The following is a 12,907-nucleotide window of genomic DNA, read 5'->3' on the forward strand; positions in this document are numbered from 1 at the left end:
GAGGATGGCGGCCCTATATGCTTCATATTTCAATGATTCTGTCGAATACGCCATCTGGTACCCGAGCATGGGTGGCAACCAGCACCGTGCGTCCTGCGGTGGCCTGGGCCAGGTCCTTGAAAAATGCCTGGGCTGTGTCATGGTCCAGGCCCGATACCGGCTCGTCCAGCAGATAGATCCGGGCGGGCGACAGCAGCAGTCTGGCCAGGCACAGGCGGCGGGCCTGGCCAGCGGATAAGGTCTGTCCGGACTCACCCACCCAGGTATCCAGGCCGTGGGTCAGGCTGCTGATGAAGCCGCCCAGTTGGGCCTGGGCCAGCGCCTGCCACAATTGTGTATCGGTGGCCTGCGGGCAGGCAATGCACAGATTGTCGCGCACCGTGCCCAGGAATACAGGCGAAAACTGTGACAGCAGGGCAATCCGGGTGTGCAGTTCGTCGGGCTGGGTCTGTTTCAGATCCACCCCGCCCAGGCTGACGCAACCTTGTTGGGGGTCCATGATCCGCAGGCATAGCGACAACAAGGTCGATTTGCCGGCCCCGCTGGCCCCCATGATGGCGACCCGTTCGCCGGGCTCGACGCGCAGGTCCAGATCCTGCAAGACCCACGGGCCATCTGCGTAGCGAAAAGAAACCTGTTGCAGGGCCAGAGTTCCCTCGGTGGGCAGGCTGACGGGCTGATCCACGATCATCTGGCTGGCGGGCGTAGTCAATAGTTGGCGCACGCGGGCGGCAGCCTTGCTCATGGCCCCGGCGCGGGATGCGCCGCGCATCAGTGGGCCGACGACTTCGAACAGGCCCAGCCCCCCCAGCACGATGCCCACCCACACCGGGCCGTCTAGTGCGTCGGCCTGGATGGCGTGCATGCCCAACAGCAGCATCAGCACCAGGGCCAGACCCAGGACGAGCTGTTGCAGCAACTGACCCCAGGCTCCCAGAGCGGACAGGCGATCCCGCGCTTGGGCCAACTGCTGGCAGGCTTGGGAAAATTGGATTTGAGCGCTGTCCTGCAGGGCAAAGGCCGTGATGTCGGCGTGTGCCTGGACGGCTTGGTGGATCTGGTTGCGGGTCCAGGCGGCATGCAGTTGCAACTGGGCGCCGGGCGCTTGTGCGCGCCAGGCCAGCAGGGCGGGAACGCACAGGGAGGCAAACACCAGCAACAAGGCCACCGAGGTCGCCAGCCAGGGGGCATACTGGCCCGCCAGCACTCCGAAAGACAGCGCTGCCAGACAGGCCACCAGGGCGGGGGAGATCAACTGTAGAAATACGCTGTCCAGCACGTCTACATCATTGGTCAAGCGCGCCACCAGGTCGCCTTCGCGCCAGTTGGCCAACTGGGCCGGGCTGAAAGTCATGGTGTGCGCGAATACCCGGGTACGCAGTTCGGCCAGTAAATCCAGGGTAGCGGCATGCCCCAGCACCCGTTCGCCGTAGCGCGATCCGATGCGCAGGAACGACAGGCCGCGAATCAAGGCCGATGGCGCGAACAGATCGAACCCCAGCATGGAGCCTGCCAGAAATGCCGCTGTCAAAAACCAGCCGGCCACCATGAATAAGCCCACTCCGGCCCACACGGTGACCAGTGCCACCAGGACCGCCGCCAGCAAAGGCCGCCAGCGGGGCAAGAACCAGGCGATGCTTTCAAACCTGCGCGGCATGGTCAGGCAAGTCCTTCAGTTCATCCAGGTTGATCCTGCGACCCAGGGTGTGTGCCGCCGCGATGTCGTGGGTGGCCACGATCAGGGTGCGCCCGGCACAGAAGCGCTGCAGCGAGGCCATCAGTTGGCGGCTGGTGTCGGCATCCAGATGGGCGGTGGGTTCGTCCAGCACCACCAGGGCAGGGTTCAGCAAAAATAAACGGGCCAGCGCCAGACGCTGACGCTGGCCACCCGACAGACCGTAGGCGGCCTCGCCCAGGGGCATGTGCAGGCCCAGCGGGCTGGCCAGCACGAAATCCAACGCGCAGGCCTGATCCAGCGCCTGTAGCAAGTCGGCCTCCGGGGCGTCCGGTGCCACCAGATGCAGGTTGTCGGCCACCGAGCCTGCCAGAAAGAAGGGGCGCTGGCCGATATAGGCCAGGTCTTTTCCCAGGGCAGGGTGAGGCTGGGCGGGGCCGTCTGGGGTCAGTGTTCTGGATTGACCCAACAGGCTAAGCTGGCCAAGGCCTGCACCGCGCAAGCCCACTAAGGTTTCCAGCAGCGTGGTCTTGCCGACCCCACTATGGCCCATGATGGCCAGATGCTCGCCAGCTTGCATGTGCAGCGTGATATCCCGCAATAGAAATTCGTCTGGATGTCGACCGGGCAGGCTCAAGCCCCGCAGCTGGATGCTGGCATCGCGTGCTGCGGCGGGCGTCCAATACCTGGCGTCGGACACTTCCTGGGTCGCCAGGACTAGCGGATGCGCTGGGTCGGCAGCCAGATTCGGCAGGCCACCAAACAATTGGTCGATCTGCCCCACGGCGGCGCGGGCCGCTGCCCGGTCGTGGTAGTTGGCCGCCATCTGGCGCAGGGGGTTATAGACCTCGGGTGCCATGAACAAGGCAAATAATCCCAGAGGCAGGCTGATCGCCTCGGCGCGAAACTGCAGATATCCCAGGTAGCTCAGGCCGATATACAGGGCCATGGCGGCGACCCCCAGGGCGGCAAAGAACTCCAGCACGGCAGATGACAGAAAGGCTATGCGCAGCACCGCCATGGTGCGTTGGCTCAAGCGTTGGCTGGCGTCGCGCATGGCGGTGGTTTCATCGTCTGCCCGGCCAAACAGCCGCAAGGTAAAGGCACCGCGCAGGCGGTCGGTGAAGACGCCGGACAAACGGGTCATTTCCTGCTGGTGGCGCTGGCTGGCGGCTTCGGCCCCCCAGCCCACCAGGGCCATAAAGACCGGAATCAAGGGGGCCGTCAGCAGCATGATCAGGGCCGCCAGCCAGTCCAGCGGCAGCAGCACCAACCCAAACGCCAAGGGCAGAAAGACGGCGGCAATGGCTGAGGCCTGGTAGCGGCTGAGGAAACCGTCCAATTGTTCGACCTGATCGACCAGGGCGCTGGCCAGTTCGCCTGAGACCTGCTGGCGCGTCCAGTGAGGCCCGTGGGCCAGCAATTGCTTGAACAGGGCCTGGCGCAGTGCCGCCTTGATGGCCTCGGCGGCACGGCTGGCGGCGCGTTCGCCGGAAAAGGACAGGACCGCCCGCAGCAGCACCAGTCCGGCAATGCCGGCGATCCAGGGCCAGCTATCGGTGCCGGGCAGGTCGTGGTTGATGACCCCGCCCAATACCTGCGCCAGCAGCCCGACCTGAACGACCAGCAGCAGCCCGACCAGCAAGGGGGCGGCTACGGCCCAGATGAAGCGGGTGCGCTGCTGGCGCCACAGCTTGGCCAGCCAGCGCGATTGCGTCGGATCTAGGGTCGTGTCCGTCGATCTTGGGGCGGATGACGCGCGGCCAGACATGGGCTGGCTGCTTTACTCGTCCTCGCTGAGTTCATGCCACAAGGCATTGAGTATGGCGAAGGCGCAGGCCAGTCCCAGTCCTAAGGCCCAGGAAAAATACCACATGAGAGCTCCTTGTCAGGCTTAGTAAGCATGACCTTCGAGATTTTTTTCGGTGACCTTGCCGCGCATCACGCGGTACACCCAGGAGGTGTACGCAATAACAATGGGCAGGAAGATAATCGTCGCCAACAGCATGATCCATAAGGACGCCTGGCTGGAAGAGGCGTCCCAGATTGTCAGACTGACATTGGGATTCAGCGACGAGGGCAATAAAAAGGGAAACAGGCTTAGACCGAATGTCCAGAGTACGCCTGTCAAACTGGCGGTAGAGGCCAGGAACGCCCAGACCTTATTGGGTCGGCCCACCAGTAGCGCGGCCAGCACGGCCCCCAAGACACCAATTAAGGGGGCCAGCCACATCAGCGGCCAACGCGCATAGTTGTGCATCCAGGCGCCGTCGACGATCTGGGCGGTTTTGCCCAGCGGCGTGGAAATGGCGTCATAGACGATGGGGCTGCTGATGACGTAGCCGTGCATGCCCCAGGCCACCCAGCTGCCTGCCACCACGAACAGCACGGCGGTCAGCAGGCCACAAAGACGGGTCAGCCTGCGCGCCCGTGCCGCAATGTCGCCCTCGGTTTTCCAGGCCAGCAGGATGGTGCCGTGCATCAGCATCATGCACAGGGCCAGCACCCCGCACAGCAGGGGAAAGGGCGTGAACAGATCAAATATGGTGCCATGATAGAACGGGCGCAAGGTAGCGACTTCGTAGTCAAAGGGCACGCCCAGGATGACGTTGCCTACGGCCACGCCAAATACCAGCGAGGCCACCACCCCGCAGGCGCACAGCAGACCATCCCAGGTGCTGCGCCAGCGGGTGCCGTGCATCTTGCTGCGGTACTGAAAGCAGATGGGGCGCAGGATCAGCGTCAGCAGCAACAGCAGCATGGCCAGGTAAAAGCCGGAAAATGCCATGGCATACAGCAAAGGCCACGCGGCAAAGACGGCGCCGCCACTGAGAATCAGCCAGACCTGGTTGCCTTCCCAGACGGGGCCGATGACATTCAGCACGATGCGCCGTTCAGTGTCGGTCTTGGCCACCAGGGGCAGGGCTGCCGCCACCCCCAGATCAAAGCCGTCCATGATCGCAAAGCCGGTCAGCAACAAGCCCAGCAGCACCCACCAGATCACGCGCAGGGTAGAAAAATCAAAGGGAATCAGGGTATCCATGATGTGTTCCTGGGGTTAGGCGCGAGATACGTCTGGCAGGCCCGGTTTTGGGGCGGCGTCATCAGGTTCGTGGGGCCCCTGGCGGACGGCTTTCAGCATGACCTTGATGCCCACGATCAGCAAAATGGTATACAGCACGGCATAAAACGCCAGCGAGATCAGCAGATCGCTGACCTGCAAGCTGGATACGGCATAAAAGGTGGGCAGTATGCCTTCGATCACCCAGGGCTGGCGACCGAATTCAGCCACGAACCAGCCGCATTCGATGGCGATCCATGGCAGGGGCAGCGCCCACAGAGCAACCCGCCAGAAACGGGGTGAGCTGAGCAGTTGGCGGGTCGAGGCCAGCCAGAACGCATAGATGAAAAAACCGATGAAGAACAAGCCGCAGGCCACCATGATGCGAAATGTCCAGTACAGCGGGGCGATCTCTGGCACGGTGCTGTTGGCCGCCAGGGCGATGTCGGCTTCCGTGGCCTGGGTAATGTCTGTCATGTAGCGTTTCAGCAGCAGGGCATAGCCCATGTTGTGGCGGTATTTCAGGAATTGGGCCTCGGCGGCCTGGTCATCTGGATTGGCCTGCAGCGTCTGCAGGGCGGAATACGCCAACAAGCCTTCTCGTGTCCATTGTTTGGCGCGTTCGACCAATTCGTTGATGCCAGGGATGGGCGTGTCCAGCGAGCGCGTACCGATGATTCCCATCACATAGGGGATTTCAATATCGAGATAGTTTTTCTTTTCCGCCTGGTCGGGGATGGCGAACAAGTTGAAGCTGGCGGGGGCGGGTTCTGTCTCCCACATGGCCTCGATGGCGGCGAGCTTCATTTTCTGGTGTTCGGTGGTCAGGTAGCCGCTTTCGTCGCCCAGCACCACGACCGACAAAGAGGCCAGTAGGCCGAAGCTGGCGGCGACGATCATGGAGCGTCGGGCCAGATCGTGGTGGCGGTTGCGGATCAGATACCAGGCGCTGACGGCCATCACGAACATAGAGCCCATGACATAACCGGCACTGACAGTGTGCACGAACTTTGCCTGGGCGACGGGGTTGAAGATCACCGCCCCGAAGTCGGTCAGTTCCATGCGCATGGTCGCGGCATTGAAGACCGCCCCGACGGGATTCTGCATCCAGCCATTGGCAATCAGAATCCAGAGGGCCGAGAAGTTCGAGCCGATGGCCACCAGCCAGGTGATGATCAGGTGGCTGATTTTCGACATGCGATCCCAGCCAAAGAAGAACAGGCCGACGAAGGTGGCTTCCATGAAAAAGGCCATCAGGCCCTCGATGGCCAGGGGTGCCCCGAAAATATCACCCACATACTGGCTGTAATAGGCCCAATTCATGCCGAACTGGAACTCCATCACCACCCCGGTGGCGACTCCCAGGGCAAAATTGATGCCGAACAGCCCCCCCCAGAATATCGTCATGCGTCGCCAGATGGCGCGGCCAGTCATCACGTAAATGGTTTCCATGATGGCCAGCAGGAACGACAGGCCCAGCGTCAGCGGTACAAACAAAAAGTGGTACATCACTGTAGACGCAAACTGGATGCGCGACAGATCTACTAAGGTGGGATCAATCATGATTGCCCTTCATGGCATCTGGGATATGGTGACTTCATGTTTGTCACTTTATCACGGGCCAACAAAGAGAAACATCGCGCTTTTGCGGAGGGATGCGAGCAATACAACGAGTAACCTTGAGCTAGTATTCGTCCCTTGGGTTAAGATGCGCGTTGTGCAACAAACCGTCCAAAGGATGGGGTTCACGCCTGCTCAATATAGTCTAGCTACAAAGTAGGTATTGCCATGTACGAATCAAAACACGAAGACCTGTTGCCCAGACACCGTTTTGCCTGGCGCTTGCTGGTGCACTCCCTGTATGCCGTCGGAGTGATCGCAGTCATCATGGTGCTGGGGGTGGCAGGCAATATGTGGTTCGAATCGATCAATTTGCACGATGCCGTTTTCAATATAGCCCTGATTGTGGCGGGTATTGGCACTATTGCCTTGCCCACGACAGTCGCGGGCAAGCTGTTTTTTTCCGTGTATGGCATTTTTGTGGGCCTGGTCTTCATGGCCACCTTGGGGATTGTGCTGGCCCCGCTGGCCCATCGTGTGTTGCATAAGCTACATCTGGACGAACGCCCGGATGATGACGAAGAAAACAAATAGGGTGTACAGTCGGCGCAGGCCATGTGCTCGATTGATGGTCGTCATTGTGTGAATTTCTCAGGAGATCTCCATGAGCGTCAGACTTGCCATTGTTTACTACTCCACCTATGGCACCAACCACCAGATGGCCTCCATCGCCGCCCAGGCAGCCACGGCGGCGGGGGCCGAGGTGCGTTTGCTGAAGGTGCCCGAAACCGCTCCCGCCCAGGTCGTGGCCGGCCAGGAAGCCTGGAAGGCCCAGGCCGACAAAACCGCCGATATCCCGCATGCGACGGTAGAGGACCTGGAATGGGCCAATGCCTATTTGTTTTCGTGCCCCACGCGCTTTGGCGTGATGGCCAGCCAGATGCGGGCCTTTATCGATACCCTGGGGGGCTTCTGGGCCAAGGGCGGTCTGGCCAATAAGGCGGTTTCCGCCATGTCCTCGGCCCAGAATACCCATGGCGGCCAGGAGGCCACCATTCTGTCGTTCTATACCACCGTGTTTCACTGGGGCGGTTTGGTGGTGGCGCCTGGGTTTACGGACCCATGTATCTTCAAGACCGGCGGGAATCCCTATGGTTATAGCCACACTCAGGGGGCGCCGTTCACCGACGAGGTCCAGGCCAGCATTGGCTACCAGGCACGTCGGCTGGTGCAGTTCGCTGAAAAGATCTCTGCCTGATCCGTGATGCACGATCCAGTGACTGCCGCTGCGCCTCGCCTGGGCTTCATCGGTGCTGGCCGTCTGGCCAGCGCCCTGGCCCTGGCCCTGCAGCGGGCTGGTTTGCCGGTATGCCGGGTGGCCAGCCGTCACGACGCCTCTGCCCAACACATGGCCCAACGGCTGACAGACTGTCAGGCAGTCAGCCCCCAGGCCTTGGTTGATGATTGTGCATTGGTGTTCATTACCACGCCCGATGCGGCCATTGCCCAGGTGGCACAGACGTTGTCCTGGCGTGCGGGCCAGCAGGTGGTGCACTGCAGCGGCGCCACCCCGGTTGCGGCGTTGCAGGCCGCCCGCCAGGCGGGCGCGCAGGTGGGCGGTTTCCATCCCATGCAGGCTTTTGGGGTGGATGCCGGGGTGGCGGCAGATAGCCTGCCAGGCTGCACTGTCGCGATCGAGGCCGATGATCCTGAACTGCGTGCGCAATTGGGGGAATTGGCCACCCGGCTGGGCTGTAAAGGCCTGGATCTGCCGCCGGATGCGCGGGTGCGCTATCACGCCTCGGGTACTTATGCTGCCCAGCATATTCATGTCCTGATGGCCGAGGCCGTGCGCTTATGGCAATCCTGGGGGGCCACTGAACAGCAGGCGCTGGATGCCTTGTTGCCCCTGCTGCGCGGCACCCTGGAGTCCCTGGCCCATAGCGGGGTGGCGGCGGGCATGCCTGGCCCGGTGTCGCGCGGGGATGTCGGCACGATACAGCAGCATCGCCACGCCTTGCAGGAATTGGACCCGGCCATGTGCCAGCTCTATGATCAGCTAGGCCAGCGCGGTGTGCGTCTGGCCGTGCAGGCCGACCGCCTGGACCCGACGCGGGCGCAGGCTATGTTGCAGCTTTTGAGGCTGCCCCCCGAATAAAATTCAGTATCCAGTGTGCCAGCACGATGCCATGTTCAGGTTGGCGCAGGCTGTGGCGCGCTGCCTGCAGACGCTGGGCATCCAGGTGGCCGCGACGTGAAGCCAGCAGGTCGGCCAAATATGCCCGGGTGAATTCCGGGTGACCCTGAATGCCTAGAAAAGTCTCGCCCACCTGCATCATATAGATTGGACAAAACCCGCTTTGGGCCAGTACGCGACCCTGGGGTGGGAGCTCAAGCACCTGATCCTGGTGGCTGGCCAGTAGCTGTAATCCATCGGCATACCAGGGACTCATCCAGGGTTCTCGTTGGACAATGGTCGTGGGGTAGATACCGAGGCCCCAGCCCCTTGGGCTGCGCACTACCTGCCCGCCCAGGGACTTGGCCATCAGTTGGTGCCCAAAGCAGATCCCTACCAGAGGCTGTTTTGCCTGCCACAGCGCACGCATGAAATCTGCGAGCTGCTTGATCCAGTCGGCATCATCATTGGCCCCGCACTTCGAGCCGGTGGTGATCCACCCATCCATCCCGCTGGCCTGCTGGGGAAACTGCCCCTGGTGGCAGGCAAAGACGGTTAACTGGACGCGTGGATCGGCGGCCTGCAGCAGGCTGCGGATCATGTCGGGATAGCTGCCATGCCGTGCTTGCAGGTCGTCGGCGACATCGTCGCATTGCAGAAGGCCAATATTCATAGACGTGGTCAATAGCCTTCGAATTCTTCAGCGCGGATATTGTCTTCGTTGGCGCCGGTAGCAATCAGTAGGGCCCGCATGGCCTTGACCATGCCTTCGGGACCAGCCAGGTAAAAGCGGGGCGTGGCCAGATCGGGTACATGGCGGCGAATCATGTCGGCATTCACGCGCCCGTGTTCGGCGCCGCCGACCTGGGTCTCGGTGAAGACAGGCACGAAAGTGAAGTTCTGGTGCGTGTCGGCCAGTTGTTGGAGTTCGGTGGTATAGGCTGCCTGAGCCGGCGTGCGGTTGGCGTAGATCAGCGTGATCTGGTGCGCGGTATGGTCGTGCAGCGCCTGGACAATCATGCTGCGCGCCGGGGTAATGCCGATGCCGCCGATGATGAAAACCGCCGGGACGGTTTCGGTCTTGTGCAGGGTGAAATCCCCGAATGGCGCAATGAGTTTCACCATGGTGCCGTCCGGCGTGGCTTTGAATGCGTTTTTGAATGCCGTGCCGCGCATGCGGGTGGCGACCACGACGTGGGGCTCAAAGGGTGCATTGACAAAAGAAAACCCGTGCATCATGTCGTGCTTGGGCGTGCCTTCCGGACTGGGAAGCTTGACGTCGCAAAATTGCCCGGCCCGGATATCCAGGTCGGCGGGCTTTTCCAGCGTAAATTCCATCGAGCCTTCGGCGATATCGCGTTTCCCTATCAGTCTTACATCATAAGTCGTCATGATTGTGCCTTTTGTCGTTGATCACGGAGGCGGTTCACGTCAGTGTCGGGCGGAACTCTCATCGGCAGTATAGGACTGAACGCCCCACGACGGTCCTTTGCCGCTGATGCCATCAGGGACATCGACCAAGCCCGTGTTTGTCGCGATTGACGACCATCAGAAAGCCTCACACAATATTCTGTTGAATTGATTCCTATCATCACTCACCCAGGATTTTCCATGAGCAGCCTGCCCGATTTTGCCCCCATGCCCGATGCCGATGGTTTTTTTGGACCTTACGGAGGCCAACTGGTGCCGCCGCACCTGAAACAGGCCATGGACGATATAGGCGCTGCCTATGCCCGTATTACGCAGCGCCAGGATTTCCAGGAAGAACTCGCTCAGTTATATGCCGATTATGTCGGGCGTCCCAGCCCGATCTTCCATGCGCGGCGCTTATCGACGCAGTTGGGCGGCGCCCAAATCCACCTGAAGCGCGAGGATCTCAATCACACGGGGGCGCATAAGATCAATCATTGCTTGGGCGAGGCCCTGTTGGCGCGCTTCATGGGCAAGAAAAAAGTCATTGCCGAGACCGGCGCAGGCCAGCATGGGGTGGCCTTGGCGACCGCTTGCGCGCTGGTGGGTATTCCCTGCGAAATTCATATGGGCCAGGTCGATATCGAAAAAGAGCACCCCAATGTCACCAAGATGCGCATTCTGGGTTGCAAGCTGGTGCCGGTCACCCAGGGGGCGGCTACCCTTAAAGAAGCCGTCGATAGCGCCTTCGAGGAATACCTGACCAACCCGGACGAATACCTGTATGCCATTGGTTCGGTGGTTGGGCCGCATCCTTTTCCCATGATGGTGCGGGATTTCCAAAGCATTGTGGGGCGCGAGGCGCGTCAGCAGTTTCTGGACCGCCATGGGCGCTTGCCGGATATGGTCGCCGCCTGCGTGGGGGGCGGCTCGAACGCAATTGGGCTGTTCACGGCCTTTTTGTCGGATGCCGATGTCCAACTGGTGGGGGTCGAACCCTCGGGCGAAGGCGTGGACAAGCCAGGACGGCATGCCGCGACACTCAGCATGGGGAAACCCGGTGCCATCCACGGCATGAAATGCTATGTGCTGGAAAATGCCGATGGCACTCCGGCGGCGGTCCACAGCATTGCCTCGGGCCTGGATTACCCAGGGGTGGGGCCGCAGCACAGCTATCTTAAAGATTTGGGGCGGGTGGATTACCAGGCGGTGACCGACCAGGAATGTCTGGATGCCTTCATGACCCTGTCCAGGGTTGAAGGCATTATTCCGGCCCTGGAAAGCGCCCATGCCGTGGCTTGGGCGATGCGTACCGCCCCCAGCCTGTCACCCGATCAGCATATTCTGATCAATCTGTCCGGGCGGGGGGATAAAGACGCCGATTACGTCGCCAACATCCTGAATCTGTAAGCCAGGCGGCCTGTCGGCTGTGGCCGGGTTTCAGTCCCGGAAATTCTGAAACTGCAGCGGCAGGTCTACATCGGTCTTGCGCAACAGCGCGATGGCTTCTTGCAAGTCATCGCGCTTTTTACCGGTGACTCGCAGCTTGTCGCCGGTGATCTGGGTTTCCACCTTGATCTTGGCTTGTTTGATGGCAGCGATCAGTTTTTTCGAGACGGCCTGTTCGATGCCCTGGCGGATAGTGATTTTCTGGCGGGCGCCCCCCAGGTTTTCCAGTGGATCGGCCAGTTCCAGGCAGCGTACGTCAATGCTGCGGGCCGACAGCCGCCCGCGCAAAATATCCAACATCTGGTTGAGCTGAAAGGCGCTGGAGGCCGATTGGGTGATCACATAGCCATCCAATTCGAACTTGGCGTCAGTGCCTTTGAAATCAAAGCGGGTGGATAGTTCTCGGTTGGCCTGATCCACGGCGTTGGTCAGTTCGTGTTTGTCGACTTCGGAGACAGTGTCAAAGCTGGGCATATTGATATCCTGAACAGTAAAACAGTAGCCTGATTGTAGGGTTCATAGCGTCCGCAGCACCATATACGCAGCGGTGCCGACCACAATGCTCAGCAGCGTCTGCCGGGTGCGCCATTGCAGCAAGACCACCAGAGCCACGGCCAGCAGTTCTTGCCAGATGCCAGCCGGGTTGCTGCCTGCCTGGCTGGCAACGGTGTCCACCAGCAGCAGCACCATGATGGACAGGGGCAGGGCATCGCCCAGCTTATGCACCAGGGGGTGGCGCCGCAGCCAATGCCCACCGATGAACGGCAGGGCGCGCAGGCCGACGGTTATCGCGGCCATCAGGCCAATCGCCGCTAGAACATAGTGGGTATCAGTCATGTTGAGAATGGGCCTGGCGGCCGACGGTTGGACGTGCCGGCCGCAGTGCGGCGGCCATCAGGCTGAGTGCAATCGCAACGGCCAGGGCCTGTCCTGGCAGCACCACCAGGGCCACCACATAGGCGGTCAGTGCAATCCAGATCGGGACCGCATCCAGCCGGACACGCCATTGTTCGACGGCCAGCACGGCAAACAGGGCCGCCAGCACAAAATCCAGGCCAGTCAGGCCAATCTGCACCCGCGCACCCAGGAATACCCCCAATGCGGTGCCCAGCACCCACCAGCCCTGGTTCAGGGCGCAGACCAGCGCCATGCGGCGTGTGCGGTCCTGCGGCTTCAAGGCGGTCAGGACAGAATAGGACTCGTCGGTCAGGGAGAAAATGCTGTACCAACGCTGCCAGCGTTGGGTCGGCATGTGGTTCAGCAGCGACAGGCCGTAAAACACGTGCCGTAGATTCAGGACCAGGGTGGCCAGGGCGATGGTGCCCAAGGGCAGTCCGGCAGCCAACATAGGCACCATCATGAACTGCGCCGCCCCGGCGTAGATCAGCAGGCTGGATAGCAGGGCCAGCCAGCCTGCTCCACCGGCCTGGACGAATAAAAACCCGAAGACGGCACCCAAGGGGATATACCCCATGGCCACCGGGGCAGTCAGGCTGGGAATGGAGAGCGGGGTAGCAGAAGCAGACATTGGTATGCGACAGGCGCGCAGGCCTGGTTAAAGCGATCAAGCAGCAGG

The 12,907-nt window shown here is 61.3% G+C and carries 14 protein-coding genes; 4 read left to right on the forward strand and 10 right to left on the reverse strand.

Going from position 1 to position 12,907, the window contains the following annotated elements; genetic code table 11:
• Positions 1-22: 22 nt before the first annotated feature.
• From cydC to VDP81_RS10710, 5 genes are read right to left on the reverse strand one after another with little or no spacing between them, the layout of a single operon-like run.
• The gene (gene cydC / locus VDP81_RS10690; RefSeq protein WP_323012296.1) at positions 23-1,657 is read right to left on the reverse strand and encodes a thiol reductant ABC exporter subunit CydC; all 1,635 of its coding nucleotides are present in this window, start codon (positions 1,655-1,657) and stop codon (positions 23-25) included.
• Entirely contained in the window at positions 1,641-3,446 is a 1,806-nt protein-coding gene (gene cydD, locus VDP81_RS10695; RefSeq protein ID WP_322996275.1) for a thiol reductant ABC exporter subunit CydD, read from the reverse strand. Before cydD ends, cydC begins: the two co-directional genes overlap by 17 nt.
• 12 nt (positions 3,447-3,458) lie before the next feature.
• The gene (gene cydX / locus VDP81_RS10700) at positions 3,459-3,551 is read right to left on the reverse strand and encodes a cytochrome bd-I oxidase subunit CydX (protein ID WP_322996276.1); all 93 of its coding nucleotides are present in this window, start codon (positions 3,549-3,551) and stop codon (positions 3,459-3,461) included.
• Positions 3,552-3,569: 18 nt separating this feature from the next.
• Positions 3,570-4,718 carry a cytochrome d ubiquinol oxidase subunit II gene (gene cydB, locus VDP81_RS10705; RefSeq protein ID WP_322996277.1) on the reverse strand — a complete coding sequence of 383 codons (1,149 nt, stop codon included), beginning with the start codon at positions 4,716-4,718 and terminating at the stop codon, positions 3,570-3,572.
• A 15-nt stretch (positions 4,719-4,733) separates the two neighbouring features.
• On the reverse strand, positions 4,734-6,299 hold the full coding sequence (locus VDP81_RS10710; RefSeq protein WP_322996278.1) for a cytochrome ubiquinol oxidase subunit I: 1,566 nt from the start codon (positions 6,297-6,299) through the stop codon (positions 4,734-4,736).
• 225 nt (positions 6,300-6,524) lie between these two features.
• On the opposite strand from VDP81_RS10710, the gene VDP81_RS10715 reads away from it, so the two are divergent.
• The 3 genes from VDP81_RS10715 to VDP81_RS10725 all read left to right on the forward strand — a co-directional run bounded on the left by VDP81_RS10715 (position 6,525) and on the right by VDP81_RS10725 (position 8,454).
• Positions 6,525-6,890, forward strand: coding sequence for a two pore domain potassium channel family protein (locus VDP81_RS10715; RefSeq protein WP_323012297.1), 366 nt, complete (start codon positions 6,525-6,527; stop codon positions 6,888-6,890).
• A 70-nt stretch (positions 6,891-6,960) separates the two neighbouring features.
• Complete coding sequence (gene wrbA / locus VDP81_RS10720) at positions 6,961-7,554, forward strand: NAD(P)H:quinone oxidoreductase (protein WP_323012298.1); 594 nt, start codon at positions 6,961-6,963, stop codon at positions 7,552-7,554.
• Positions 7,555-7,560: 6 nt separating this feature from the next.
• Positions 7,561-8,454, forward strand: coding sequence for a Rossmann-like and DUF2520 domain-containing protein (locus tag VDP81_RS10725; RefSeq protein ID WP_322996280.1), 894 nt, complete (start codon positions 7,561-7,563; stop codon positions 8,452-8,454).
• Here VDP81_RS10725 and VDP81_RS10730 read toward each other — a convergent pair.
• Together VDP81_RS10730 and VDP81_RS10735 are read right to left on the reverse strand one after the other, a co-directional pair.
• Positions 8,420-9,145, reverse strand: coding sequence for a type 1 glutamine amidotransferase (locus VDP81_RS10730; protein WP_322996281.1), 726 nt, complete (start codon positions 9,143-9,145; stop codon positions 8,420-8,422). The genes VDP81_RS10725 and VDP81_RS10730 overlap by 35 nt on opposite strands.
• Positions 9,146-9,153: 8 nt before the next feature.
• The gene (locus VDP81_RS10735) at positions 9,154-9,864 is read right to left on the reverse strand and encodes an FAD-dependent oxidoreductase (RefSeq protein WP_322996282.1); all 711 of its coding nucleotides are present in this window, start codon (positions 9,862-9,864) and stop codon (positions 9,154-9,156) included.
• Positions 9,865-10,083: 219 nt separating this feature from the next.
• Between VDP81_RS10735 and trpB the strand changes: the two genes are divergently transcribed.
• A complete protein-coding gene (gene trpB / locus VDP81_RS10740; protein WP_322996283.1) occupies positions 10,084-11,292 on the forward strand; it encodes a tryptophan synthase subunit beta in 1,209 nt (402 codons plus the stop codon).
• A 30-nt stretch (positions 11,293-11,322) separates the two neighbouring features.
• Here trpB and VDP81_RS10745 read toward each other — a convergent pair whose 3' ends face one another.
• From VDP81_RS10745 to VDP81_RS10755, 3 genes are read right to left on the reverse strand one after another with little or no spacing between them, the layout of a single operon-like run.
• Complete coding sequence (locus tag VDP81_RS10745; protein ID WP_322996284.1) at positions 11,323-11,805, reverse strand: YajQ family cyclic di-GMP-binding protein; 483 nt, start codon at positions 11,803-11,805, stop codon at positions 11,323-11,325.
• Positions 11,806-11,847: 42 nt separating this feature from the next.
• Positions 11,848-12,168, reverse strand: a complete 321-nt coding sequence (locus VDP81_RS10750) for an AzlD domain-containing protein (RefSeq protein WP_322996285.1) — start codon at positions 12,166-12,168, stop codon at positions 11,848-11,850.
• Positions 12,161-12,859 (reverse strand): AzlC family ABC transporter permease, encoded by a 699-nt coding sequence (locus VDP81_RS10755; RefSeq protein WP_323012299.1) that lies wholly within the window; start codon positions 12,857-12,859, stop codon positions 12,161-12,163. The genes VDP81_RS10750 and VDP81_RS10755 overlap by 8 nt, the downstream gene beginning before the upstream one ends.
• Between the last annotated feature and the right edge of the window lie 48 nt (positions 12,860-12,907).

Source organism: Castellaniella sp. (genome assembly GCF_034675845.1).
GTDB lineage: Bacteria > Pseudomonadota > Gammaproteobacteria > Burkholderiales > Burkholderiaceae_B > Castellaniella.